This is a genomic window from Sorangium sp. So ce726 (assembly GCF_051521405.1).
GTDB lineage: Bacteria > Myxococcota_A > Polyangia > Polyangiales > Polyangiaceae > Sorangium.
On record NZ_CP150349.1, the window covers coordinates 7226886 to 7250991 of the forward strand.

Annotated in this window: 21 protein-coding genes and 1 pseudogene; 5 read left to right on the forward strand and 17 right to left on the reverse strand. The window is 72.6% G+C overall.

All coding sequences use genetic code 11. The features are described from left to right. Positions 1–161: 161 nt before the first annotated feature. A complete protein-coding gene (locus WME79_RS26930; RefSeq protein ID WP_437539962.1) occupies positions 162–1460 on the reverse strand; it encodes a flavin-dependent oxidoreductase in 1299 nt (432 codons plus the stop codon). Positions 1461–1561: 101 nt separating this feature from the next. On the opposite strand from WME79_RS26930, the gene WME79_RS26935 reads away from it, so the two are divergent. Then, on the forward strand, positions 1562–3184 hold the full coding sequence (locus WME79_RS26935) for a ferritin-like domain-containing protein (protein ID WP_437520435.1): 1623 nt from the start codon (positions 1562–1564) through the stop codon (positions 3182–3184). On the opposite strand, the gene WME79_RS26940 is transcribed toward WME79_RS26935, so the two are convergent. Further along, positions 3145–4611: a hypothetical protein gene (locus WME79_RS26940; protein WP_437520437.1), complete on the reverse strand. Its 1467-nt coding sequence runs from the start codon at positions 4609–4611 to the stop codon at positions 3145–3147. The genes WME79_RS26935 and WME79_RS26940 overlap by 40 nt on opposite strands. A gap of 5 nt (positions 4612–4616) precedes the next feature. After that, a complete protein-coding gene (locus WME79_RS26945; protein ID WP_437520439.1) occupies positions 4617–5378 on the reverse strand; it encodes a hypothetical protein in 762 nt (253 codons plus the stop codon). A 361-nt stretch (positions 5379–5739) separates the two neighbouring features. On the opposite strand from WME79_RS26945, the gene WME79_RS26950 reads away from it, so the two are divergent. Next, the gene (locus tag WME79_RS26950) at positions 5740–6780 is read left to right on the forward strand and encodes a hypothetical protein (protein ID WP_437520441.1); all 1041 of its coding nucleotides are present in this window, start codon (positions 5740–5742) and stop codon (positions 6778–6780) included. Between the two features lie 77 nt (positions 6781–6857). Here WME79_RS26950 and WME79_RS26955 read toward each other — a convergent pair whose 3' ends face one another. Then, entirely contained in the window at positions 6858–7346 is a 489-nt protein-coding gene (locus WME79_RS26955) for an FHA domain-containing protein (RefSeq protein WP_437520443.1), read from the reverse strand. 338 nt (positions 7347–7684) lie between these two features. On the opposite strand from WME79_RS26955, the gene WME79_RS26960 reads away from it, so the two are divergent. The 3 genes and pseudogenes from WME79_RS26960 to WME79_RS26970 all read left to right on the forward strand — a co-directional run bounded on the left by WME79_RS26960 (position 7685) and on the right by WME79_RS26970 (position 9649). Then, positions 7685–8005 (forward strand): glycoside hydrolase family 52 protein, encoded by a 321-nt coding sequence (locus WME79_RS26960; RefSeq protein WP_437520445.1) that lies wholly within the window; start codon positions 7685–7687, stop codon positions 8003–8005. Between the two features lie 15 nt (positions 8006–8020). Continuing rightward, positions 8021–8908, forward strand: a pseudogene (locus WME79_RS26965) (glycoside hydrolase family 52 protein); the annotation flags it as partial. Positions 8909–9034: 126 nt separating this feature from the next. Continuing rightward, the gene (locus WME79_RS26970) at positions 9035–9649 is read left to right on the forward strand and encodes an RNA polymerase sigma factor (protein ID WP_437520446.1); all 615 of its coding nucleotides are present in this window, start codon (positions 9035–9037) and stop codon (positions 9647–9649) included. 7 nt (positions 9650–9656) lie between these two features. Here the strand turns inward: WME79_RS26970 and WME79_RS26975 are convergent, their stop codons facing one another. The 13 genes from WME79_RS26975 to WME79_RS27035 all read right to left on the reverse strand — a co-directional run bounded on the left by WME79_RS26975 (position 9657) and on the right by WME79_RS27035 (position 24015). Then, positions 9657–10904, reverse strand: coding sequence for an RCC1 domain-containing protein (locus WME79_RS26975; RefSeq protein ID WP_437520448.1), 1248 nt, complete (start codon positions 10902–10904; stop codon positions 9657–9659). 53 nt (positions 10905–10957) lie between these two features. Then, a complete protein-coding gene (locus tag WME79_RS26980) occupies positions 10958–12007 on the reverse strand; it encodes a hypothetical protein (protein ID WP_437520450.1) in 1050 nt (349 codons plus the stop codon). Next, positions 12007–13080 (reverse strand): FecR domain-containing protein, encoded by a 1074-nt coding sequence (locus WME79_RS26985; protein ID WP_437520452.1) that lies wholly within the window; start codon positions 13078–13080, stop codon positions 12007–12009. The genes WME79_RS26980 and WME79_RS26985 overlap by 1 nt, the downstream gene beginning before the upstream one ends. Positions 13081–13187: 107 nt before the next feature. Beyond that, positions 13188–14486, reverse strand: a complete 1299-nt coding sequence (locus WME79_RS26990) for a pectate lyase family protein (RefSeq protein WP_437520454.1) — start codon at positions 14484–14486, stop codon at positions 13188–13190. Between the two features lie 357 nt (positions 14487–14843). Next, positions 14844–15275, reverse strand: a complete 432-nt coding sequence (locus WME79_RS26995; RefSeq protein WP_437520456.1) for a hypothetical protein — start codon at positions 15273–15275, stop codon at positions 14844–14846. Between the two features lie 322 nt (positions 15276–15597). Further along, positions 15598–16305 carry an SDR family NAD(P)-dependent oxidoreductase gene (locus WME79_RS27000; protein WP_437520458.1) on the reverse strand — a complete coding sequence of 236 codons (708 nt, stop codon included), beginning with the start codon at positions 16303–16305 and terminating at the stop codon, positions 15598–15600. A 106-nt stretch (positions 16306–16411) separates the two neighbouring features. Continuing rightward, positions 16412–17566, reverse strand: coding sequence for a PAS domain-containing protein (locus tag WME79_RS27005; protein WP_437520460.1), 1155 nt, complete (start codon positions 17564–17566; stop codon positions 16412–16414). An 87-nt stretch (positions 17567–17653) separates the two neighbouring features. Continuing rightward, on the reverse strand, positions 17654–18379 hold the full coding sequence (locus tag WME79_RS27010; RefSeq protein WP_437520462.1) for a zf-TFIIB domain-containing protein: 726 nt from the start codon (positions 18377–18379) through the stop codon (positions 17654–17656). Positions 18380–18479: 100 nt separating this feature from the next. Further along, positions 18480–18968: a hypothetical protein gene (locus tag WME79_RS27015; protein ID WP_437520464.1), complete on the reverse strand. Its 489-nt coding sequence runs from the start codon at positions 18966–18968 to the stop codon at positions 18480–18482. Positions 18969–19294: 326 nt separating this feature from the next. Then, on the reverse strand, positions 19295–20497 hold the full coding sequence (locus WME79_RS27020) for an ABC transporter permease (protein WP_437520466.1): 1203 nt from the start codon (positions 20495–20497) through the stop codon (positions 19295–19297). Beyond that, positions 20491–21222 (reverse strand): ABC transporter ATP-binding protein, encoded by a 732-nt coding sequence (locus tag WME79_RS27025; RefSeq protein ID WP_437520468.1) that lies wholly within the window; start codon positions 21220–21222, stop codon positions 20491–20493. Before WME79_RS27025 ends, WME79_RS27020 begins: the two co-directional genes overlap by 7 nt. A 1-nt stretch (position 21223) precedes the next feature. Continuing rightward, positions 21224–22468 carry an efflux RND transporter periplasmic adaptor subunit gene (locus tag WME79_RS27030; protein WP_437520469.1) on the reverse strand — a complete coding sequence of 415 codons (1245 nt, stop codon included), beginning with the start codon at positions 22466–22468 and terminating at the stop codon, positions 21224–21226. Next, the gene (locus tag WME79_RS27035) at positions 22465–24015 is read right to left on the reverse strand and encodes a TolC family protein (RefSeq protein WP_437520470.1); all 1551 of its coding nucleotides are present in this window, start codon (positions 24013–24015) and stop codon (positions 22465–22467) included. Before WME79_RS27035 ends, WME79_RS27030 begins: the two co-directional genes overlap by 4 nt. Positions 24016–24106: the final 91 nt, after the last annotated feature.

Consider the following 24106-nt stretch of genomic DNA (forward strand, 5'->3'; position numbering starts at 1 on the left):
GGAGGCGCCGTTACCCGATCATGGCAGCGAAGCCCGTCAGTCGTCGCGCCGATCGCCGAGAGGATGGAGAGATTCCATCACCTTCCTTGAGAAAGCGCCTGAAGACGCCAGCAGGCGCGAGTGCATCCGCCACGGACGGTAGGCTCACCGGACCGCGCCGATCAGCTGGAGCCGTTCTGCTCTCCCGGCACCTTCCGTCCCCAACCGACGCCCCACGACGGCCGGGCGTTGAGCTCCTCAACGTCGGTTCCAATCATCTTCGTGTAGCTGCGACCCATCTCCTCGAGCTCTTCGCTGCTCAGCACGTCCTCGATCCGGGCGAAGCCCGCCGGCGCTCGCTGCTCCACCATCGAGAGGACCCGGTCGGCGCCCATCGCACGGTTCGCGAGCACGAGGGAGCTCGTCGGCGGACGGCGCGCAGCTTCATAGGCGGCGAGCGCCTCTTCGGGGTTGCTCGTCTGGGCGAGGTGCCAGGCCAGCACGCGAGCATCGAGGATCGCCTGGGAAGCCCCGTTGGAACCGACAGGGTACATGGGATGTGCAGCGTCGCCGAGCAGGGTGACCCGGCCAGCGCCCCACGACGGCAGCGGATCGCGGTCGATCATGGGATACTCGAAGATGACGGGCGCCGCAGCGATGAGCGCAGGAATGTCGAGCCAGGAGAAGCGCCACGCCGCGAAGTGGGGCAGCACGTCGTCCAGGCGCCCTTGCCGGTTCCAGCTCCCCGGCGCGACCGCCGCCCCCTCGTGCAGCCGCACCTCCGCCACCCAGTTGATCGCGGCCCGGCCGCCGAGCTCCGCGCGGCGGGAGATCGGGTAAGCGACGAACTTGGCGGCCAGGTTGCTGCCGGCCATGATCATGCTGCGCCCCGAGAGGAACGGCTCGCCCTCGGTCACGCCACGCCACATGTGAATGCCATTCCACCTGGGCGGCCCCTCCGCGGGGTGGAGCTGCGCGCGAACCACGGAGTGGATACCGTCGGCCCCGACAAGCACGTCCGCAGCGACCACGTCGCGCTCACCGGTCCGCCGATCCCGCACCGTAACCTGCACCTCGGACGTCGTCTGCTCGAACCCCTCCACCGCCAACTCGACGCGCACGCTGGAGGCCCCCAGGCGCCGCTGCACCGCCGCGAGCAACATCAACTGGAATTCACCGCGGTGGATAGACACCTGTGGCCAGCGATACCCGGCGGAGATACCCCGCGGCTGGCCCCAGATCCGACCCCCGAACCGATCGTGGTGCACGACCTCGGCGGTCGGGATCCCTGTCGCCACCAGCGCATCAGCGAGGCCAAGCTCCGTCAGCTCTCGCACAGCGTGAGGGAGGAGGTTGATGCCGACACCGAGCGGCCTGATCTCTCGCGCGGCCTCCACAACGCACACATCGATGCCGGCCGCGTGCAGGCTCAGGGCCGCCGTCAGCCCGCCGATCCCACCGCCCGCGATCAACACCCGCATCACGCGACGCTCGCATGGCGCGCCGGACGCGGCAACGACGCTCGTGGCGCCCGCGACCGCGGCGCCAAACCCGGGTAAGATCCTCGAACGAGGGACATACCATGCGATTGCTCGTCTCGATGGACTCTTGGGGTGCGAGGCTGCTCTCGGTGCTGGCGATCGCGCCTGCGCTGAGCTGCGGTGGAAACGTCACGCCGGCTGAAGGCTCGGGCGGCGGCACAGGCGGAGGTACCTCCAACAGCACAGGCGAAGGCACCTCCAGCAGCACAGGCGAAGGCACCTCCAGCAGCACAGGCGAAGGCACCTCCAGCAGCGCAGGCGAAGGCACCTCCAGCAGCACCGGAGGCCTGCCACCGGAAGGGTTTCCGTTCGCTTGCGACGATCCGGAGCCCATCGTCGTCGCAGACCAGAACACCGGCTACGTGCGCTGCGCCGGCGGCTGGATCCACCGCGCGGAGATCGTCACCTGTCCCAGCCCGCTCCCGCGTGCCAAGGCCTGCGCGGACCCGAGCGGCGCGACGGGGAACTGCAAATCTGACGCCGACTGCACCGAGCAGCCACACGGCTACTGCGACGTCATGACCGGGGGCGAGGTGGCGCCAGGGTGCTTCTGCCAGTACGGATGCACGACCGACGCCGACTGCGGCGAGGCGCAGATCTGCCTGTGCGGCGATCCGGTCGGGCGGTGCGTGCTCGCGCGGTGCACAAGCGACCAGGACTGTGGAACGCTGCTCTGCTCCAGCTACGTCCTTCACCCCGGATGCGGCGGGACCGCCTTCGCGTGCCAGACGCCCGCCGACGAGTGCGCCAGCGACCAGGACTGCTCAGGGGACAAGCAATGCTCGCTCGAGGCCCTGCGGCACGCCTGCACGGAGCAGATCTGCGTGATCGGCCGGCCGTTCCTCGTGGAAGGCGTCGTGCGCACCGCACAGCCCGCCGCGCGCGACGACTGGCGCACCGCAGCTCCGGACGCGCCGCCTCGCCTGGAGGAGCTGTCCGTCGAGCAACGGGCGGCCCTCGCCGAGCACTGGACCCGCGCCGCCCTCCTCGAGCACGCGTCGATCGCCGCGTTCGCGCGCTTCGCGCTGCAGCTCCTGTCGCTCGGCGCGCCGCCGGAGCTCGTCGGTGCGGCGCAGGCGGCCATGGGCGACGAGGCCGACCACGCGCGCACGTGCTTCGAGCTGGCCAGCGCGTTCGCCGGCCGCGGCGTCGGCCCCGGGCCCCTCGCCATCGACGGCGCCCTCGGCGGCGAAGGCGCCCGCGAGATCCTCGTGACGACCCTCCGCGAGGGGTGCATCGGCGAGACCATCGCCGCGATCGAGGCGGCAGAGGCCGCCCTCCATGCGACCGATCCCGCGGTCCGGCGCGCGCTCGAGAAGATCGCCGAGGACGAGACGCGGCACGCCGAGCTCGCCTTCCGGTTCGCGGCCTGGGCCCTCGACCGCGATCCCTCCCTGGCGAGCGCCATCGTCGACGAGCTCGCCGCGGCCTCCTCGGAGCTCCCCGCCCCGAGCGAGGCCAGCCACAGCGGCCCCCTGCTCGGCTTCGGCGTGCTCTCCCCGCAGCACCGGCACGCGATCCGGGAGCGCGCGCTCGCTCAGGTCATCGCTCCCTGCGCGCGGGCGCTGCTCTCGCGCGGCGGCGACAGCGCCGAGCGCAGCCGCCCGCGCTCGTCGGACGGCCGTCAGCGCGAGGAGACCGACAGCTTGGCGACGAACAGCTGACCGTCCGCGGCCTCGACAGGGCAGTTCAGGAGCGCGAAGTCGGCGCCGGACGTGCCCGCGAGGAACACGTCCGTTCCGGAGACGGCGAGCGCCAGGATCCGCTGGAGCGCAGGGCCGCCGAGCGCGCCCAGCCACTCCACCTCGCCGTCCGTGGCCCGGAGCCGCGCGAGGAAGGCGTCCCCCTCGCCCGCCTCCCCGCCGATCTCGACGTCATCGATCCTCATCTGCTGATCGAAATGCCCGGCCACGACGACCTTTCCGAGCTCGTCGACCCCGACGACCTGCGCCGATTGAGCCCCGCTGCCCCCGAGCTGCTTGGCCCACGTCGCGGCGCCGCTCCGGTCGAGGTGCGCGGCGAAGCCGTCCTCTCCGGTGGAGACCATCTCTCCGGCGAGATCGATCTGCCCCTCGAACGAGCCGGTCAGGACGACGCCGGCCTCGTGCAACGCCACGGCGCTGGTGCGCTGATCGCCGCGGAGGGCGGAGTAGTGTCGATACCAGACGTCCGCCCCCTCGGGGCTCCATCCATCGCAGATCCACGACGCCGGGAACGACGCCAGGAAAGCGTCGATCCCCTCCGAGGCCGCGCCGCCGGGCGGCAGCGCGCTCTCGAAGCCCGGGAAGCCCACGTTCACCCGTCCCTCGAAATCGGAGACCACGAACGCGTCGCCGGAGGCCACACGGAGGTCGCGAGGCCAGGAACGCGCTCCTTCACGGCCCGCAAAGACACCGCTGCACGGATTCAAGAGGGTCTGTCCATCGTAGCTGGAGAACCCGATGTCCAACCCGCCCTGGAGCGACGTCAGGACGAAGACGCGGTCGCCCTCCGCCGCAACCGCCTTCGCCTCGTCAAGACCGCTGGACCCGTGCGTCACGCACGCCGCGACCCCGTCGGGATCGCTCTTGTCGAGCCGCGCCACGAACGCGTCGCCGGCGCCGGCGCCCTCGGGCAGCCCGCAGTCCGCGCCGAACGACAGGCTGCCCGTGAAGTCGCCCGCCACGTAGACGCTGCCGCCGCCCAGCGTGATCGCGGTCGCCTGATGGACGTGGGTCGCGGTGTCGTTCTCCGCGTTCCCGAAGCGCTCGCTCCACATGTGGTTCCCGTCCCGCGCGAGGTGCGCCACGAAGACGTCCTTGCCGGCGCCTCCCGCCGTGAGCGGCGCGCCGCCGGCGACGGTGAGGTCCCCCTTGAAGCCGCCCGCTAGCCACAGGGTGCCGTCCTCGTCGGCCGCGATCCCGCCGAGCGTGGTCTCGGCGTCACCGAAAGACATCACCCACTGGCACGTATAGCCGGGCTCGCTGAACGAGCCGCCCCCGACGCCCTGCTCGTCGATGAGCTGAATGCCAACGATCTCCGCGCAGCCCGCGCTGGTCGCCGCGAGGAGAGAGCCCGCCAGCCACAGCCGGGCGCGCCTTTCGAGCCTCATCGTCATCAGAACACCCCGACGACGGAGCCACCGACGACGCCCGGAGCGAGCTGGACGCGGGCGGTCGCGCGCGGCCCGTCCGAGGGCAGCGTCAGCCAGAGGACGGCCGTGCCGGCGAGCGCCACGCTCGCGGCGATGAAGGAGAAATCGGATACGGTCGCATACGACATCGCCTTGCTGGCCAGATCGGGCACCGGGTGCGCGCAGTCCCGGTAACGCCTCGGATTCGCGCACGCCGTCTTCGCCGCGTCGTCGACCTTGTCCCACGTGGAGATCGCCAGGCCACCGAAGGTGCTTCCGAGCGCGATGCCCGCCAGCGTGAGCCCGCCCGTCACCCACATCAGGTTCCGGTGGATCGGATCCGGCCTTACGCCGTAGGGCGTCGGCCTGCGCGGCTCGATGTCGCCGGCGGAAGGCGCGGGAGCCGGCGCTGCTGCGCTGGGCGCGAGCGCCCTCACGGGGTCCTCGACGGCCTCTCCCGGCCGCTTCACCTCGACGTCGCGCGCGAGGGCGTACCTCGCGGGCGCAGCCGCGATGCCCTTGTGCTTCCCCGGCTCGACAGGGCGGGCCGCGCCGGCCGCTTTCGCGGGCAACCCCTCGGCCTGCGCGCGCTCCGCGGCGGTCGGCTCGGCCTGGGCCGCGCTCGCCTGCGCCCAGGCGGCCAGCGTCACGAGGAGCCCGAGCGCAGGGCGACCGAGCCCCCTTCGCCCCGCGCGCCCCACACCCTTTGCGGAGCGCCGGGAACCTCTGCTGATCGCTTCAGGCATCGAGTCCCCTGGAAGGTCGGCGAGCGACACCTGCTTCAGGTCCCCGCGCTGGACCACGATGACCGATAACAGGGCACCGCGACGAGCGCCAGACGAAAGACCCTCGCGCCAGCCGCCACGCAGCTCCGTTGCGCTCCGTTGCGCTCCTTGCGCTCCTTGCGCCCGTTGCGCCGTGTTCCCGCTTCGACGCACGCGGCCTTTGCGCTAGCGTTCCGCTCTCGGTTCCTCTCGGTTCCTCTCGGTTCCTCGCGGTTCCTCTCGTTTCTCTCAGTTCCTCTCGGTTCCGGTGGTTCCGGTCTCGCCCCTCGCTCCCAGGTCGTCGAGCGTACCGGCTGGAGCGCCCTCGCGAACAGGTGCCCTGATGTCCTCCGTGCCAGCCCCCAAGAAGAAGCGGTCCAAGAAGAGCGCGCGCCCCCTGCCTCGTAGGGACGAGGAGTGGATCGGCGGCTTCTTCTCCCTGCGCGCCTTCGTGCACGAGGGCGACGACGCGTACCGCCCCGAGGCGGTCGTCTGGATGACCGAGCGCGGCTTCGTCCTGAGCTGCGCCGCCCTGCGCCCCGGCGACGTCGTGACGGGCGCGGTCGACAGCTTCGAGGCCGCCGCCAAAGGTCCCCTGGAGGGCAAGCCGCGCCTGCCCGAGCGCGTGCGCGTGGCCTCGCCGGCGCTCGCGGAGGCCCTGCGGGCGCGGCTCGGCCCGAAGGTCGAGGTCCGCGTCGCGCCCACGCCGGAGATCGACGTCGTGGCCGAGGACCTGGAGGCGCACCTCGGCGCGCGGGACGGCCGCCTGACGCCGAGCTTCCTCGGGGGCGGCATCGAAGCGCCGGCGATGGCCTCGTTCTTCCGCGCGGCGGCCGCGCTCTACCGCGTGACGCCCTGGAAGGCGGTGCCCAGCGACGCGGATATCATGGCGCTGTCGATCCCATCGCTCGGCGCGCGCGATCTCGCGCTGTGCGTCGTCGGGCAGGCTGGCCAGAGCCACGGCGTCCTCCTGTTCGAGAGCGCGCGCGGGTTCGAGCTCTACCTGGCCGAGACCGCCAAGCTCCCGGACGCGCCCCCCGCGTCGCTGCCGGCGAGCTTCTTCTCGCTGAGCTTCGATCGCGCGAGCGACCTGCACCCCGCGCTGCGCGCCGAGGTCGCCGAGCAGCGCTGGGAGCTGGCCGACCCGGACGCCTACCCCACGCTCGCGATGGTCGACGAGGACCTCATCGGCCGCAAGCCGACGCCGAAGGAGCTCACGGCCTCCGAGGCGCTCGCGCTCGGCCTGGTCGAGCTGATGAAGCGGCGCAAGGAGGTCACGAAGGCGTTCCGCGGCGGCGCCCCGGTGGACGCGAGCTACGTCGTGGAGACGCACGCGGGCCCGGTGGAGGTGCTCTTCCGCGCGCCCCACCCGGAGCGGAGCTGATCCCGGCGGCGGCGCCGGCGATCTGTCAGGGCTCGGGCGATCAGACGAGCGAGCGGAGCCGCGGGGAAGCCCCGCCCTCAGCGAGCGATGAGCCGGTAGAGATCGGCGTTCACGATGAACTCGCAGACGACGTTGCCGAGCTGCAGCATGTCGCCGCTGCGGAGGGGCACGCCGTCCCCGGCCGGCGCCAGGAGCCGGTCGTTCAGGAAGGTCCCGTTGGTGCTCTTTCTCGCGTGGAGCATCGGGGTGTCCGCGACCAGCACCGAGATGTGGGCGTGGACCTTGGAGACGGACGCGTCGCGGAGCACGATATCGCTGTTCAGCGCCCGCCCGATGAGGATGCGATCCTGCCAGGGGCTCTCGGGGCGCTTCGCCACCGGCAGGAGCTCGCAGCCGTGCGATGTGGAGATCATCCCTGACGAGATCCGGTGACGGGACGGGATCGGCTGGCCGCTCATGCCAGGCGCGGTGCCGGCGACGAGGGTCTTGAACGATGGAGGAGGCTGGTCATCGGGGCCGAGCTCCCGGAGCAACCAGGCGTGCGGATACTTCCGATCGAACGCCATCCGTGAAATCGCCCGGCTCTGAGCACAAAGCGCCGCGAAGGTCAACATGACGAGATCTTCCCCCAGGTTCCGGGCCGTTCGAGAGAGCTGAGCTCCCCGAGCGGCGCATCGCCCAATTCGGCGGGGCCCGATAGGCCCTTATACATCAGGACACGACGGAATCACCGGACGCCACGACACACCTTCGAGACGACCTCTGGCGCTGAACGGACTACATCGTCGGCGCTCGCCATACTCGGCTCCCGCGCGGGCAGCTCCGCCGTGCGACGCGCCTTTTGCCGGCGTCGCACGCCAGTCCACAGGGGCGCTTCGCAAGGCGGTTCCTGTATCGTGCCGCCGTGAGCTCCTCCTACAACGTTCAGCATGCGCCGGTCGGCGCCTTTGCCTCCTTCACCCTCGGCAGCTTCAACCGACGGGGCGCCTTTGCCTCCCAGGTCGGCCGCCCGGGAGGGTCGAACGTCTACATCGGTTACCGCGAGGGCAACGGCCAGTTCTTCTGCCTCCCTTACTTCGATACGAGCAGCGCCGCCGGCTCGGACGTCCCGTTCGGCGTCCCGCTGACGTACGACACGCAGATGCGCCGCGTCTTCGGCGAGCAGGACATCCGCCGCGAGCTCGGCTGGGCCACCGACACAATCCGTGCTGGACGGATCACGTAGCGCCCGAACCTCGACGCCGCCTGCTTCAGCCACATGACGCACGAGCAGCTCACGAACTGGATCTGCTGCACCGGCGTCTACATCGCGCGCACCGGCGACGCGGGCTTCCTCGACCGCCACCGGGGCCTCTTCGCCGAGCTCCTCACGAGCCTCCTCCACCGCGACGCCCCGGAGCCCGGCGCGCGGACCGGCGTGATGTCGCTCGACAGCAGCCGCTGCGGGACCGGCGCCGAGATCACGACCTACGACTCGCTCGACCACTCGCTCGGGCGCGCGCGCGGCAACCTGTACCTGGCCGGTAAGACGTGGGCGTCGTACGTGATCCTCGCCCACCTGCTCGAGCGCTGCGGGAACGCCGCCCAGGCCGCGGAGTCCAGGGCAGCGAGCCAGCGGTCGGCGCGCGCCATCGTGTCGGCCTTCCACGAGCCGTCGGGCTACATCCCCGCCCTGCTCGACGGGAGCTCGAAGAGCGCGATCATCCCCGCGATCGAGGGGCTCCTCTATCCCCACGCCATGGGCCTGCTTGACGGCAACGCCGCCGAGGGCGAGCACGGCGAGCTCGTCCGGACGCTCCGCCGGCATTTCCAGGCCATCCTCAAGCCCGGGATGTGCCTGTTCCCCGAGGGCGGCTGGAAGCTCTCGAGCAGCAGCGACAACTCCTGGATGAGCAAGATCGCGCTCTGCCAGCACATCGCGCGCGCGATCCTGAAGGCCGACCTCTCCGACGACGGGCGCCACGACGAGGCCCACGTCCGCTGGCAGATCGAGGGCTCCGGCTACTGGGCCTTCTCCGACCAGATGCAGCGGGGCGTGCCTGTCGGCAGCCGCTATTACCCGCGCGGCGTCACCGCCATCCTCTGGCTCGACGAGCGCCCCGCCGGGGCGAAATCGGCGAGCCGCTAGCGCCGCCCGCGTGCTGACGTGACCGCCCGGAACCCCTCCAGATCGGGAAGCGTCAGGAAGCGCACCGCGCCCCTCCCCTGAGCTCACAGTTCGTCCGGCGACGATCCCCTATTGTATATCGTCGTCGTGAGCCAGAGTCCGCCCAGCGCACGCGGGGGCCCGCCGGCGCCGCCCGGGCCCAAGGCGGGCCCCTCCGACGCGGCGCTCGTCCTGGCCGCGCGCGCGGGGGAGCGCTGGGCGCAGGAGGCGCTCTTCCTGCGGCATGTGTCGTACGTCTCGGGGATCCTCTGGCGCCTGATCCCGAACCGCGCGGACCTCGACGACGTCGTGCAGGACGTGTTCTTCACGGCGTTCGTCTCCCTCCACAAGCTCGAGAACCCCCAGGCCTTCGCCTCGTGGATCGCCTCGATGGCGGTGCGGCTCACGCACAAGCAGCTGCGGCGCCAGCGCGTCGCCGAGCGGCTCGGGCTCGCGCGCCGCGGGGACGTGTCGTTCGACGAAGTCGTCGGCTCGGACTGCCCGCAGGACGTCGCCGTCGAGGTGCGGCAGCTCTACGTGCAGGTCGAGGCGCTCCCGGTCGCCGAGCGGGTCGCGCTCCTGCTCCGGCGCGTCGAGGGCATGTCGCTGGAAGAGGTCGCCGAGGCCACGGGCGCGTCGCTCGCGACGGTCAAGCGGCGCATCGCGGCCGCCGAAGAGCGCCTCTCGGCGCAGGCCGGGCGCCCGCGCAAGCCCGGCGCGTGACGACCGCTCACGGCGCGCTCGCGACCGGCGTGAAGACGAGGCGCCGCTCGAGGTCTCCGGTGCCGAGCTGGCCGCGATCGTTGAGCCCGGCGCACAGGACCGCGCCGTCGCGCTTCCGCGCGCACGTGTGGTGTCGCCCGGCCGCGACCGACGCCCAGTCGGAGGCGTCGCCGACGCGCACCGGCGTCGTGTGATCGCTCATGTCGCCCAGGCCGAGCTGGCCCTCCAGGTTGTAGCCCCAGCAGTAGAGCTCACCGTTCGCGCGCACGCCGCACGTGTGGAAGGTGTCGATCGAGAAGCTGACCCAGTCGTCGAGCGCACCGACGCGCGCCGGCGCCCGGAGGATCTCCTCGTGTCCGACGCCCGCCTCGCCGAACGAGTTCTCGCCCCAGCAGTACAGCGCGCCCTCGTGGCCACCACGGCCCACGTCGCGCAGCCCGCAGGCCCCGTTCTGGCCGGTGCGGACGTCGATCCAGTCCGTGGCGTCGCCGACGCGGTGCGGATCGCGCAGCTGCAGCTCGGCGTCGTCGCCGAGGCCGAGCTCGCCCCGGGTGTTGCGCCCCCAGCAGTAGAGGTGGCCCGGCGCGCGGATACCGCAGCTGTGGCCCTGGCCGCCGTCGACGAGCGTCCAGTCGTTCGCCGACCCGACGCGCGTGGGCTGGTCGCGGTCGACGCCGTCCTCCGGGAAGGGATCGTCGAGGCCGAGCTGGCCCTCCTCGTTGTCACCCCAGCACCAGAGCGCCCCGTCGACGTCCACCCCGCACGTGTGAAGGTACGTGCTCCCGAGCTGCGCCATCGGCGGCGCGCTGCTGACCAACACGGGCGTGGCCTCGGAGGCCGCGGACCCGATTCCGAGCTGCCCCTCGCCGTTCGCGCCCCAGCACCACAGGCTGCCGTCGAGGCGCCTCGCGCAGCTGTGGAGCTCGCCGATGGCGCTCTCGGCCCAGCCGTCGCCCTCGACCGCAGCCGGGGTGGTCCGGTCCTCCGTGTCGCCGACGCCGAGCTGCCCCTCGTCGTTGGCCCCCCAGCAGGAGAGCCGCCCGCCCTGGATGACGCACGTGTGGTACGGGCCCGCGGCGAGGCCGTCGACGCGCCAGACGGTGTCCTGGGCAGCACCGCCCGCGCCGGCGCCACCTGCACCGGCTCCCCCCGCCCCCGCGCGGGCCGCTCCGGCGCCACCTGCACCGGCCCCGCCCGCGCCGGCTCCGCCCGGCCCCGCCTCGAGGACGACGCCGCTCTGGGTGCACGCCCCCACGGCGACAGCGACGGCGATCGCGCGCCACGCCTGCAGCCACGTCGAGCGCCGTGTCAGAACGCCACCCCCGCGCCCAGCGCGGCGAGCACGCCTGGGCCGCCCATGCGCGTGACGACCGCGTCGCCCGCGAGCGCCTCCACCATCATGAAGGGCGCAAGCGCGCCGACGCTCGCGCCGAAGCGCACGGGCCGCACGTCGACGTCCGCGGTCACGCCGAGCGCGCCGAACGCGGTCGGCCCTCCGAAGCGCGACGCCGACGCGCCCTCCTCGGCGCGCCCTTCGAACAGCACGTAGCCCGCCTCGACGGCCGCCTCGAAGCCGAGCCGGGCGCGCCCCGTCCGAGCGACGTACGCCGACAGCGAGGCGCCGCCGCCCGCGGCGTGCCCGAGCACCGTCCCGATCGCGGCGGACGCGGGGAGCGCCTCGCGCGCGTACACGAACACCGAGCCAGCGAGCCAGGGCAGCACGTCCCGCCGGAGGAGGAGCGCGCCCCCGAGCTGCACCTGGCCGCCGCCGTACGCGGCCACGGTCGCGCGGACGCCGATCTCGGTCGCGCGCCGATCCGCTCCGCCGCCAGCGTCCGGGGCCTCGCGGGGCCCGCCCGCGGGCGCCGTCGGCGCTGGCGCGGCGCTCGCCATCGCGGCCCGCCGCCTCAGCGTGGGCTCGACCCAGCTCGCCCGGAGGAGCTCGTCGGCGGCGATCGCGAGCGCGAGCGCGCGGCCGTCGTCCTTCAGCCCGGCCACGTCCACCGTGCGCTCGAGGCGCTTCTGGGTCATGGCGTCGTCGACGCGGACCGCGGCGACGCCTTCCGGCGAGATGCGGATGGTCACGCGCGCGATCGCCCGCTCGTGCCCCGCACCGCGCGCGTCGGGCGAGGCGCCCGCCTCGAGACGCGCGCAGAGGTCGGTGCGGGCAAGCTCGGCTGCCAGGTCCACGAAGATCGCGCGCTCGAGCTCCGGCGTCGCGCCCTCGACGAGCACGGCGATCGGCGGCGCATCGCCGCCGCAGGCGTCTCCTTCGGCGCGCGCGACCCCTTCGGCGCGCGCGACCCCGGCGGTGGCGGCGAGGAGGGCCGGGAGCGCGAGACTGCGCCCCGCCGCCATCACCGCTGCGCGCAGGCGGCCTTCATGGCGGCGACGTGGACGCCGTTCGGGTAGGTCGTGAGGTAGCGACGTCGGGCCTCTTCGCACGCGGCTCGTTTCCCCTGGCCATCGTAGAGCCGGACGAGGCGGGCGAGCGCATCTTCGTGGACCGACGAGCCTGCCGCCGACGAGGCGGCGGTCTTGAGCGCGTCCTCGGCGTTCGTGCCCTGGCCTCGCTCCATCTCGATGCGGCCGAGCTCGAGCGCCGCGATCTGCGCCCGCGCGTCGCCCGGGTGCCTCGCCACGAGCTGCCGGTACAGCGTCGCGGCGCGCGCGAGATCCCCTGCCCGCCGCGCCTGGTTGGCCGCATCGAAGAGCTTCTGCGCGGCGTCGGCGCTCGGCGCGGAGGGCGCGGCCGCTGCGTTCCCCTGCGCCGGCGCCGCCGCCGGGGCGCCCGTGGCGAGCGGCTGGGCGGGCGGTGGCTGAGCAGGCACCGCGCCCTCGGGCGGCTCCGCCTTCGCGGGCTCGGGCCTCGTCGACCACGACTCGCCCGCGTGCAGCCGCTTCACGTCGTCGGGCCGCGCGGGGTGACGGACCTCGACGATCCCCTTCGTCACCGTGACGGAGACCTCCTCCGTCGCCCCGTCGACGACGACGCGGAACTCGGTGCCGACGACGCGGACCTCCACGCCGCGCGCCACGACGGTGAACGACCGCGCGGCGTCGGGGACGACCTCGAAGCGGGCCGCGCCCGAGCGCAGCGCGGTCGCGATGTGGCGAGGCTCGTCGCGCTGCACCTCGAGCTCCGCGCCCTGGTCGAGCGAGATCGTTGAGCCGTCCGACAGGGACAGCACCGAGCCCATCGCCGCGACCGCGACCGGCGGCGCGCTGGACGAGCCGTCGCGCGCCCCCACCCACAGCGCGGCCGCCCCCAGGGCGAGCGCTCCTGCGAGGGAGCCGGCCCAGAGCCACCGGCGGCCATGGCGAGCGCCCCGGGCCTCGAGCCGCTCCTCGATGCGCTGCCACTGGCGCGCCACGCTCCCCTGGGTGAGGGGCGGTCGCACCCACGCGCGGAGCGGCGGCTCGGGGTTCATGCTGACTATGTACCCCGACAGGCCGGGAATGGCTCAGCCGGCGGACGCGAGCTCGGGCGCGCCCCCGCCTGGAGCCGCCGGGACAAGGGGCGCTCCGGCGACGGCGCTCAGGGCAGGTTCGCCAGCGGATCCGTCTTGCCGACGCCTGCGTGCTCCAGGACGAGGGCCTTGACGGCGGCCGCGCGGTCGAGCGGGTACTCGTACGGCGCGGTCCAGGAGCAGTCTTCACCCGACTCCTGCGTCCCGGTGGTCTCCTCGAACACGTTGTCGATGCGGTGCGTACCGCCGGCCGGGCTGTCCAGCGTGGTGATGGGGTTCTGCACCTTGTAGAAGTGATTGCCCTCCACCCTCAGGCAGGCGCCGACCCGCGAGTTCACCCCCGACGTGGCGATGTCCTCGAAGTAGTTGTTGAAGACGTGCCCGTTGCCGCCGCGGTAGCTCGGGATACGGGAGTTCACGTTGCGGAAGCGGTTGTGATGGAAGGTGATGCGGCGATCGCTGTCGTCCTTGTCCGACGAGCCGACCAGCATGCCCTTCCAGTGGTCGTGCAGGTAGCTCCACGAGATCGTGATGTTCGAGGACTCGTGGGTCGCGTCGATGAGGCCATCGTACTTGTCCTTGTCGGAGTTCACAGCGGGAGACTCGGCCCAGAGCTCGCAGTGGTCGATCCAGACGTTGTGGCTCTCGTCCATGTGGATGCCGTCGCCGTTGCCGCTGCTGGCCAGCACGTGGTGGATCTTCAGGTTGCGGACGATGACGTTGGAGGACCTCCTTAGATTGAGCCCGATCCCCTCCAGCTCTCCGCTCGATCCGACCCCCACGAGGGTCTTGTCGGAGGTGACGTCCACGTCGTCGCCGCTACCGCTGATCTTGCCGGTGATCTGGATGATCACGGCGCCCTCCCTCGAGGCCTCCCTCCTCAGGGCGTCGAGCGAGCTCACGGAGACGACCTCTCCGCCCTTGCCGCCGGTGGTGCCGTCGCCGGTCGTGGCATAGCCGTAGAGCCTGAAGTCGACCGCGCCGGGGTCGCCGCCGCCAGCGCCGCTGCCAGAGCCGCCCGCGCCGCTGCTGGAGCTGGAGCCGCCGGTGCCTTCGTCCGAGCCGCCCTCACCGCTGCCGGAGCCGCCGGTGCCTTCGTCCGAGCCGCCCTCACCGCTGCCGGAGCTTCCGGTCCCGCTGCCGGAGCCCCCGGTCCCGCCGCTGGAGATGCCAGCACCGCTGCCCGCGCCGGTTCCGCCGGTGCCGGTGGTGCCGACGCTCGCCGTGGAGCCGGCGCTCCCGCTGCTCGTCGACTGCCCCGCATCGTCTTCCGGCTCTGACGTCTCCGAGCCGCACCCGACCACCGAAACGCCGAGGATGCCGAGCGCGATCAGCGCAGCCCAAGCGACTCGAGATTCGCACTTCATGAGCAAGTCACCTTTCCGTGATGAGCCAAGGCCAAGCAGCTCGCGCGACGCGGGCGGAGACGCCGGACAGCACACAAGCCGTTCGCTGAAGCTTCACAGCAACGCACATGCCATCAGTTCAGGGCGGACTGGCCCCGTCTGGATCGCGCGGTTCCACCGCATTTCTCGCAGGAACCGCTGCTGCGCCGCGCCTCTCTCCCGAGGCCCCAGGGCGGCGCCGCGACCGAGGCTGTCAACCACGGGTTGACACGGTGGACGCGTGCAACACCGCGTCATCCGCCCTGGCGCTGTCCGATGCCCGCGATATCGCGCGCCGCGGCGTCGCCCGGTGCTCGGTGCCGCGGCTCCTCCCGGGGATCAGGGGCCGATTCGAACGAGCTCGACCCAGTCGAGCCTGGCCGCGTCCTCGCGGCACCCGAACGAGACGATGTGCATCCCGGGATCGAGCTCGAACTTGAGCAGCAGCCCTGTCGCGTCCTCCGAGTCGTGAACGTAATCTTCGTGGAACTCGGTCCCGTTGAAGTCGTACCTGGTGCCGAGCTCCGGCTCATGGTCCATGCGGACCAGGAACGAGTTGTCCGTGCTCTCGTCGGGCCCCGTGGCGACCCTGGCCCTGATCTGGTACGTGCCGGCCTCGCCGATCTCGAACGAGCAGTCGACCCGATCGCTCTCGCAATTCGCCTCCTCGGGGACCGCCACGAACGTCCCGCCGCTCGCCAGCGGGTCGTCCACACGCTCGAAACGGCCGGAGAGCTCGCAGTCCTCGGCCTCGATCCTGATCCTGAACAAGCTGCTCCCCCCTCCCGTGGGCGCCGACGAGGCGTCCCACTCGGAGGACAACCCCTCCAACGAGCACGCGCAGGCCAGCACCGGCAAGAGCATCCCCCAGCGGCCCCATCGCGCTGCACGCGCGACGGCCGCCGTCGCGAGCGCCGTGGGAGCCTCCGCCGCGCCGCAGCCCGCGCGAGGTCTCGTGTCCGCCCCAGGTCCCGAGCTCTCGTTCATCTCCCACGACGCTAGCAAGACACGCACCGGCGGCGCGGCACAACTTGTCGAGCCGGCGCGATTCACGCGAGGCGCGCGGTACGTCAGAAGCACGCCCCCGCGTGCGTCAGCGCGCGGCGGGACGCACGTAATCCTGCGCGCGGAAGAGCACTCCGTGGACCTCGCCGTCGACCAGCGCCGGAACGAGCGCCCCAGGCAGCACCGACTCGACGTCGTTCGGCGCCTTCGGCCCGCCGAGATCGGTCCGCAGCCAACCCGGGTCGAGGAGGTTCATCAGCACGCCCGTGCCACGGAGCGAAGGCGCCATGTCGCGCACGAACTTGTCGAGCGCGGCCTTCGACGCCGCGTAGGCCATCAGCTCGGGCTGATCCTGGATCCCGGAGGTCACCTGGACGATGCGCCCGAAGCGGCGCTCCAGCATCGTCGGCAGCAGCCGGTACGTGATCCGTATCGGGCTGATGACGTTCACCTCGAAGCTGAGCCGGTAATCGTCCGCCGGTGTCTGCAGGTGCGAGGCGCGGAACGGCGTCATGATGGCGGCGTTGTTGAACAGGAGGTCGATCCCGCCCGACGCCGCGATGGCGTCGTCCAGCATGCGGTCGACCGCCGTCTGATCCGACAGCTCGCCCGAGACGGCGCTCACCCGGATCCCCTTGCCGGCGAGCTCGCCTTCGAGCTCGCGCGTGTGCGCCGCGTCGCGGCTGTGCAGGACGACGTTGCAGCCGAGATCCGCGAGGCCGCGCGCGATCCGCTTTCCGATACCCCGGCTCGCGCCGGTGACAAGCGCCCACTTTCCACGAATTTCAAGCGTCATGGCGGCCGTTATGGCAGAGGCCGTCCGTCCTGGCAGCTCGAAAAGCGCGCAGCGGACGCAGGCGCCGCCGGGACGCCGCTCCAGATGGCGCCGCGCGCGCCCGCGCCTACGTCCGCCGTCGCGCGTCTCCACGCGCGCGCTTCCGGCTGACCTCCAGGCCGCGGCCGAGGCTGCGCAGGACGAGCAGCTCCTCGCCGAGATCGACGTCGACGAGCGCGCGCGCGACCTCCGGGCGGACGCCGGTGAGGATCGGCCTGGAGCCGAGCAGCTGGATCGCGTGCGCCAGCCGCTCCAGGGCCGCGGCGCCGTCCGGATCGAGCGCCTCTGCGCCGGTGACGTCGAGGACCACGTGGGACGCCCGCTGCGCCACGATCGCGGGGAGGAGCCGCTCTCCAAGCTCGCTGCCGCGCTCCGCGTCGAGGCGCCCGATGAGCGGCACCGCGAGCGTGCCCCGGCCGACGTCGAGGATCGGCGCGGAGAGGTTGAGGATCTGCCGCCGTTGCTCCTCCACGAGGGCGAGCGAGCGGTTCAGCTGGTCGATGAGCCGGCCCTGCTCCTCGACCTGCCCCTCGGCGCGCCGCTGCGCCGTGACGTCGAGCTGCTGCACGAGCACCGCGCGCGCGCCGGTCACGGGATCGGTCGTCGGGCGCGCCTCCACCTGGTGCCACCGCTCGCCGTGGGTCGTGACGACCCGCACCTCCCCTGCCCACGCCGCCTCGGCGTCGATCGCGCCGCGGACCGCCGCGGCCACGCCCTCGTCCGGGAACGCTGCGTCGATCGTCGGCGCGTCGCCGAGGGCGTGCAGGGCCGCGGGGTTGTGGAACAGCACCTTCCCCTCCCGGTCGACGAGGCTGACCAGCACCGACGAGTGGCGGACCGCCTCCACGCCGCGCACCATCGAGGCGCCGACGCTGGCGGCCTGAGGGAGCGCCTGGAACAGGATCGCGAGCCGCCCGTCATCGAGGTCGATCGGCTGCCCATGGAGCGTCACGGTCGCGGGCGTCCCGCGCGGGTAGACCGTCCAGTCCTCCAGGACCGTCCCCCCTTCCGCGAGGACACGGAGGTAGCCGTCGAGGCGCGCGCGGACGGCCGGCGACAGGTCCGAGAGGTCGCGGGAGAGCAGCTCGGCGCGATCCGTCGCGCGCCAGAACTGGAGGGCCTTCGCGTTCACCCAGGGGAACCGGTGCCGGCCGTGGTCGTAGACCCAGGTCGGCAGGACGGACAGATCGAGCGCCGACAGGCGCTGGTCGAGGGACGTCATGTCGTGGCAGCACGTCATACGACGCCCCCGTCCGTCCTGCACGCCCCTTAACGTCTCTTCACCGGCGCGGCCGGCGCGCGCGAACGCTCAGCGGGTGATCTGCCACAAGAGCTCGAGCAGCTCCTGCACGCCGGCCCGCCGGCCTTCCCAGCGGGATTCCCAGGACGAGGCAGCCACGACGGCCCTCGCCCGACGCGCCGCCTCCCTGGCGTTCTCGGCCTCCCGGCGCGACCGCTCCTCTTCCTCGATCTGCTGCTGCCGCGCCATCGCGGTGCCGCCCGACGCGGCAAAGGCGAGGAGCTGCGGGAGCTCGCCCCGGTCGAACCAGGTGCCGTGTTCCCTGCAGATGTCGACGATGATGCCGCTCTTGCCGGCGAAGTTCTTGCGGTTCATCCGCTGGCCGCACGCCGGGCACCGGACGTAGCGCACGCGGACGTCGACGTGCTCCGGCTGCCGCGGCGGCCTCGGCGCGCTCGTCCCATAGCTCTCCCGGCGCTCCAGGAGATCCCGCAAGAGCGCGTGGTCGACGAGCTGGCCGCCGCACCGGCAGCAGTCGCGGAGGAGGCCGGCCGCGGCGCGGAACGCCGAGAAGGGCACGCCGCAATCGGAGCAGAGGAGCGCGTCGGGCTCGGGGATGGGCTCCAGGCCGAGCTCGTGCCCGCACCCGTCGCAGCGCTCCGCGTCGGGGAGGTTCAGCTGGTAGCAGCCGCCGCAGCGCACGGTGGCGAGCGGCCCCTGGCACCCGAGGTAACAGCGCCCCTCCGCGTTGATCAGGAGGCCGCAGCGCGGGCACGTGCTGCGATCGGCGCGCACCCGGGGAGTCTAGACGCCCGGAGCGCTCACGAGAAGCGCCGCGACAGGCGCCCTCGCTCCGGGCGCCAGAACGGCCTTCACGTCGCCTGGCTTCTCGGGCTCAGCGCTGCCTGGCGGGGCGCATGAAGGGATGGGGATGGGAGCTCCGGGGGCGGCTGTGCGGCGGCGCGCTGGACCGGCGCACCTGCTTTCCGAGCTCCTCGAGGAGAACTCCCACGGCGGCGTCGTCGTCCTGAAGCACGACGACATGGTCGTTGCTCTCCTCACGCAGGAGCCGGTTCACCTGGAGGGCGCCGACCGCCGTCCGCACGACAATGGCGACGCACGCGAACTCGCTGACGAGCATGCTGCGCGTGCGCATCGTCGCGGCCTCGAACGCCGGATCGTTGTTCATGGGCGCCCGGCGGAGGTCGATCAGGTGGCCGAGGCACCAGCGATCCAGCGATTCGTAGACCTTGACCGCCTCGGTATGGACCCGGATGAAATCGTCAGGCGACGGATAGGGGAGCTCCGAGCGGGTGCTGCGGACGATCGACATCTCCTGATCGAGGGTGACCGTCAGGTGGTCGTTCTGCAGCAGGACATCCATCCCACCACAGGATAGCGAGCCGGCGGCGCGCCGGTACTGAAAAGCAATGGCGAGCTCAGCGCTGCGCCGGCAAACACTGCGCGATCGGCCAGAACGGACCGCCGCGCTGCGGCGTGGGTTCGGGTGTGCGTGGAGCGATGAGCAGCCCAGAATGAGCGACGTCTGTATTCCGTCGCGATGGGCGCGGGCGGCGGGAACGAGGCCTTCAGGCGAGCGATATCGGTTCTCGGGACGACGACCGGCGGTGATGTGTCTTGGTCATGTCCGTTGTTCATCCAGCATACCCGAGACTCGCCCCTTCAACCCGTGCCTCCCCCATTGCCCGCTCACTCGAACCTCAGCGCCTCCACCGGATCGAGCCTCGACGCGCGCCTCGCCGGGCCCACGCCGAACGTGATCCCGATGAGGATCGACACCCCTAGCGCCAGCCCGACCGCGTACGTCGGCACGATGGTGGCCCACTGCCCGAACCGCGACAGCAGCACCGCCGCCCCGTACCCGAGGCCCACCCCGGCCACGCCGCCCGCGAGCGACACCACGACCGCCTCGACCAGGAATTGCCGCAGGATGTCCCCACGCCGCGCCCCGACCGCCATCCGCACGCCGATCTCGCGCGTCCGCTCCCGCACCGAGACCAGCATGATGTTCATGATCCCGATACCCCCCACGATCAGCGACACCGCCGCCACGCTGCCGAGCAGCGTCGTGAACGTGCCCGTGATCTGCCCCATCGTCGCCAGCATCTCGGCCTGCGACCGCACCTCGAAATCGCTCGCCTGATCCGCGCGCAGCCGGTGGCGCAGGCGTAGCAGCTGATTGAGCTGCGCGATCACCGCCTCGGACCGATCCTCGCTCTTCAGCTGGAGCGAGATCGTCGACAGGTGATCCTGCCCGAACAGCACCGACCGGTGCGTCGACATCGGCACGAACACCCCGTCGTCCGGCGAGCCCATGCCCGACCCCTTCTCCGTCAGCACCCCGACCACCCGGAACGCGTTCCCGTTGATCTGGAGCCGCGTCCCGAGCGGCGAGGCCCCCGGATAGAGCTGCTTCGCCACGTTCGCCCCGAGCACCACCACGCGCGCCCGCTGCTGCTCGTCCAGGTCGGAGAACGAGACGCCGCTCGCCACCGAGAGCGAGCGGACGTCGAGGTACGCCGGTGTGATCCCCGTCACGGCCGCGCTCAGGTTGCTCGCCATGTACCTGAGCTGCGCGTTGCCGCTCCGCTCCGGCGCGACCGCCGCCACGCCGTCGAGCTTTTTCAGCGCCTCGGCGTCGCCCTCGGTCAGCGTCTTCACCGTGCCCGACCGGACCCCGCTCGCCGACGCCGACCCCGGGCGCACCGTCAGCAGGTTCGCGCCGAGCGACCGGATCCGCCCCTCGACGCTGCTGCGCGCGCCCTCCCCGATCCCGAGCACCGCCACGACCGCCGCGGTCCCGATGATCATGCCGAGCATCGTCAGCAGCGTGCGCATGCGGTTCGAGGCGAGCGAGCGCCACGCGCTCTTCGCCGTCTCCTTGATCAACATGCTGCCTCCATCTCGCCCGCGTGGAACGCCGACACCACGTCGCCCGACGGGCCGTCGGCCACGATGTGGCCGTCCCTCATGTGGATGGCGCGCGAGAGCGACCGCGCCACGCCGAGGTCGTGGGTCACCATGATCAGCGTCGTCCCGTCCGCGTTCAGCGACAGGAGCAGCTCCAGCACGTCGCGCCCCGTCTTGCTGTCGAGCGCGCCCGTCGGCTCGTCGCACAGCAGGATCGACGGCCGCGTCACGATCGCCCGCGCGATCGCGACGCGCTGCCGCTGCCCGCCGGAGAGCTCCGACGGCAGGTGCCGCGCGCGCGCCGCGAGCCCCACGCGCTCGAGCGCGCCCTCCGCGAGCGCGCGGGTGTTCTTCACCGCCCCGTAGAGCAGCGGCAGCTCGACGTTCTCCGCCGCCGTCATCCGCGGCAGCAGGTTGAAGCTCTGGAACACGAACCCGATGTGGCGGTTCCTGAGCGCCGCGAGCTCGTCGTCGTCGAGCTCCGCCACGTCGCGCCCTCCGAGCCGGTACGTGCCCTCCGTCGGCCGATCCAGGCACCCGAGGATGTTCAGCAGGCTCGACTTCCCGCAGCCCGAGGGCCCGATGATCGCGACCGACTCGCCCCGGCGCACCTCGAAGCCGATCCGGTCGACCGCCCGCACCGCGAGGTCCTCGCGATCGGCGTGGTACACCTTCGAGAGCCCGCTCACGAGGACCGGGACGTCCATCTCAGCGCCCCCCTCGGCCAGCGCCCATCCCCATGCCCATCCCGCGCATCGGGTTCTGGCCGCCGCCCGGCGGCTGCCCCTGCGGACCCGCCGCGCTCGCGGCGGGCGCGCTCGCGAGCACGTCGTCGCCCTCGCTCAGCCCCGCGGTCACGACCATCTGCGAGCCGTCCGTCGCCCCGGTCTGGATCGGCCGCTCCTCGCCGTTCGCGAGCCGCACGAACCGCCGCTTGCCCTGCGACTGCACGGCCAGGAGCGGCACGAGCAGCACGTCCTTCTGCTCCGCGGTCACGATCTCCACGTCCGCGCTCATCCCGGACCGGAGCAGCGACGCGTCCTTGTCCTTGACGACGATCTCGACGTCAAAGGTCACGACGCTCGACACCTCCTTGCCGAGCGGGCTCACCCGGTCGACAACGCCCTGGAACACCCGGTCCCCGTAGGCGTCGACGCGGATGTCGACCCGCTGCCCCGGCGCGACGCGCCCGATCTGCGCCTCGTCGATCGCGCCGACGATGCGCAGGTTCGACAGATCGGCGAGCGTCATCACGGCGCTCCCGCCGCTCACGTTGGTGAGCGCCGACGAGACGAGCGTCCCCTTCTCCACCGCCACGTCGAGCACCGTCCCGGCGATCGGCGCGTAGATCTGCGTCTCCTTCAGGCGCGTCTCGGCGTCCTGCACCGCCAGCTCGGCCGTCTTCAGCTGCGCCTGCGACGAGCTCAGCTGCGCCTTCCGCAGCGTGATGTTCGCGCCCGCGACCTTCGTCGAGTGCGCCGCAGTCCGGGCCGCGTCGGTCGACCCGAGGCCCATCTCGGCGCTCTTCTCGGCGACCTCCTGGCTCGCCTGGCTGTTCTTGCGCTCGAGCTCCGCGACCGCGACCGACGCGTTCGCCGCGGCGAGGTCCGCCTTCACGCGGTCGCGCGCCACGCGCGCCTCGGCGAGGTCGCGCTCCGCGTCCGTCGGGTCGAGGCGCACGAGGAGCTGCCCCGCCTCGACCGTATCGCCCTCCTTCACGAGCACCTCGACGACCTGGCCCGCGACGCGCGATTTCACCTCGACCTGGACGTCGGGCTCGATCTTCCCGGACGCGGCGGCGGTCTCGGTCAGGCTCCCGCGGCGGATCTCGACGGTCGGGCCGGCGGGGGTCTTCGCGGGCTGCTTGTACCAGGCGTACCCGCCGATCCCGAAGCTCGCCACGGCCAACGCGGCCACGCCGGACATCAGGTAGCGCTTCTTGTTCCTGTTCATGACGACCTCCTGGGGAGCACCGACGCGAAGCGGACGAGCAGAGCGCCCGTCTCGTGATCGAGCTGGAGGCGCGACGTCAGCTCCGTCACCGCCGCCCGCAGCCTGCGGAGCTCCGCCTCTCTCCGCGTCTGCTCCGCCTGCACCACGTCCGCCGACGTCGCGGTCCCGAGCGAGAGCCGCTGCCGCTCGGCCTCGGCCAGCTCGCCCGCCATGCGCGCCGTCTCGGTGGCCAGCGCGACCTGCTCGGCGGCGGCCTCGAGGCTCGCCCGCAGCGAGCTGACGTCGGCCGCGATCGCCTCGGCGCGCGCCTGGTACCGCGCCTCCGCGGCCGCGAGCTGCGTGCGCGCGCGGGCCGCGTCGGCGGACGCCCGGCTGCCGCCGAGCGGCAGCTCGACCTCGATCCCGCCCAGCACGCCGAACGCGGGCCGACCGCCGGGCAGCGAGAGCCCCGGCAGGCCGTCGCGCACCCACTGCCCGTCCATCGAGGCCGTCGCGAACAGGTCGAGGCGGATCTGGTCCGCGTCCTCCGCCGCGCTCACCCGCGCGCGCTGCGCATCGAGGTCGGCGCGCAGCGCCGCGAGCTCCAGGGATCGCTCGCTCGCCGCGCGCACGAGCGCGTCGGCCGGCGGTAGCGCCCCGAGCGACGGCGGCGCGCCGGTCGGGGCGAGCGACGCCGCGCTCGCCGGGGGCATGCCGAGCGCGCGCCCGAGCGCGATGGCCCGCGCCGCGCGCGTCGCCCGCGCCTGCGACAGCGAGTCCGCGATGGACGCGGCCGAGGTCGAGAAGCGCAGGACGTCCACCTTCGTGCCGGTGCCGAGCTTCTCGGCGCGCGCCTTCGCGTCGGCGAGCAGCCGCTCCGCGGCCGCGAGCGCCTGCTCCTGCACGAGGATCGCCTGCTCCGCGTACCAGAGCTCCCAGTACGCCCCGAGCACGTCGAGCGCGGTCTGGCTCGCCGCGAGCTCGCGGTCCTGCTCCGCGGCGACGGCCGACGCCTGCGCCTGCACGTACGGCGCGAGGACCGCGTCGGTCCCGGCCCCTCGGAGGAGCGGCTGCCGCGCGGAGACGTAGGCCTGCGCGCCGTAGTTCGGCCCCGGGGTCCCGTCCGCGGGCGCGCGCCCGGACGCGCCCACCTCGAGGCTCGTCCCGACGTCGGTCGTGTACCGCAGCGCCACGTTCGACGCGACGGACGTGCCGCTGGAGCGCTTGAGCATGCGAATGGTGAGCGGGTTGCCGTCGGCGTCGGTGTCGGGGACTCCGTTGCCGTCAGCGTCGATGGGGTCGGCGCCGGTGCGGAACGGCTCGTTGTACTCTCCGGTCACCGAGGCCGAGAGCGTGGGCCTGCGGGCGCCCTCCTCGGCGGCGACGGCCTGCCGCGCCGCGGTGGCCTCGAGCAGCGCCGCGCGGAGGGACGGGTTCTGGGAGGCTGCGCGGCGGACCGCCTCCTCGGCGGTGAGCGTCTCGGCGCGCGCCGCGACGCTCAGCGAGCACGTGGCGGCAAGGGCGAGAGACGCCAGCCACGTCAAGGGAACGGAGCGAGTGAACGTCATGCACCGCAAGCTAAAGGGCAGTGTCTCAAGAGGTGTCCTGGTCGTGTAAAGATTCGTCAAGACGCCTCTTGACCAGGCCTTACACGGCGGT

Excerpts from the sequence above, each read along its gene's own strand:
- WME79_RS27000 (WP_437520458.1), bottom strand. The coding sequence starts at position 16,305 with ATGACGCTTGAAATTCGTGGAAAGTGGGCGCTTGTCACCGGCGCGAGC.
- WME79_RS27025 (WP_437520468.1), bottom strand. The coding sequence starts at position 21,222 with ATGGACGTCCCGGTCCTCGTGAGCGGGCTCTCGAAGGTGTACCACGCC.
- WME79_RS26950 (WP_437520441.1), top strand. The coding sequence starts at position 5,740 with ATGTCCTCCGTGCCAGCCCCCAAGAAGAAGCGGTCCAAGAAGAGCGCG.
- WME79_RS27020 (WP_437520466.1), bottom strand. The coding sequence starts at position 20,497 with ATGTTGATCAAGGAGACGGCGAAGAGCGCGTGGCGCTCGCTCGCCTCG.
- WME79_RS27030 (WP_437520469.1), bottom strand. The coding sequence starts at position 22,468 with ATGAACAGGAACAAGAAGCGCTACCTGATGTCCGGCGTGGCCGCGTTG.
- WME79_RS26980 (WP_437520450.1), bottom strand. The coding sequence starts at position 12,007 with ATGGCGGCGGGGCGCAGTCTCGCGCTCCCGGCCCTCCTCGCCGCCACC.
- WME79_RS26985 (WP_437520452.1), bottom strand. The coding sequence starts at position 13,080 with ATGAACCCCGAGCCGCCGCTCCGCGCGTGGGTGCGACCGCCCCTCACC.
- WME79_RS27015 (WP_437520464.1), bottom strand. The coding sequence starts at position 18,968 with ATGGATGTCCTGCTGCAGAACGACCACCTGACGGTCACCCTCGATCAG.
- WME79_RS26945 (WP_437520439.1), bottom strand. The coding sequence starts at position 5,378 with ATGCCTGAAGCGATCAGCAGAGGTTCCCGGCGCTCCGCAAAGGGTGTG.
- WME79_RS27035 (WP_437520470.1), bottom strand. The coding sequence starts at position 24,015 with ATGACGTTCACTCGCTCCGTTCCCTTGACGTGGCTGGCGTCTCTCGCC.
- WME79_RS26940 (WP_437520437.1), bottom strand. The coding sequence starts at position 4,611 with ATGAGGCTCGAAAGGCGCGCCCGGCTGTGGCTGGCGGGCTCTCTCCTC.
- WME79_RS26990 (WP_437520454.1), bottom strand. The coding sequence starts at position 14,486 with ATGAAGTGCGAATCTCGAGTCGCTTGGGCTGCGCTGATCGCGCTCGGC.
- WME79_RS26935 (WP_437520435.1), top strand. The coding sequence starts at position 1,562 with ATGCGATTGCTCGTCTCGATGGACTCTTGGGGTGCGAGGCTGCTCTCG.
- WME79_RS26955 (WP_437520443.1), bottom strand. The coding sequence starts at position 7,346 with ATGGCGTTCGATCGGAAGTATCCGCACGCCTGGTTGCTCCGGGAGCTC.
- WME79_RS27005 (WP_437520460.1), bottom strand. The coding sequence starts at position 17,566 with ATGACGTCCCTCGACCAGCGCCTGTCGGCGCTCGATCTGTCCGTCCTG.
- WME79_RS26930 (WP_437539962.1), bottom strand. The coding sequence starts at position 1,460 with ATGCGGGTGTTGATCGCGGGCGGTGGGATCGGCGGGCTGACGGCGGCC.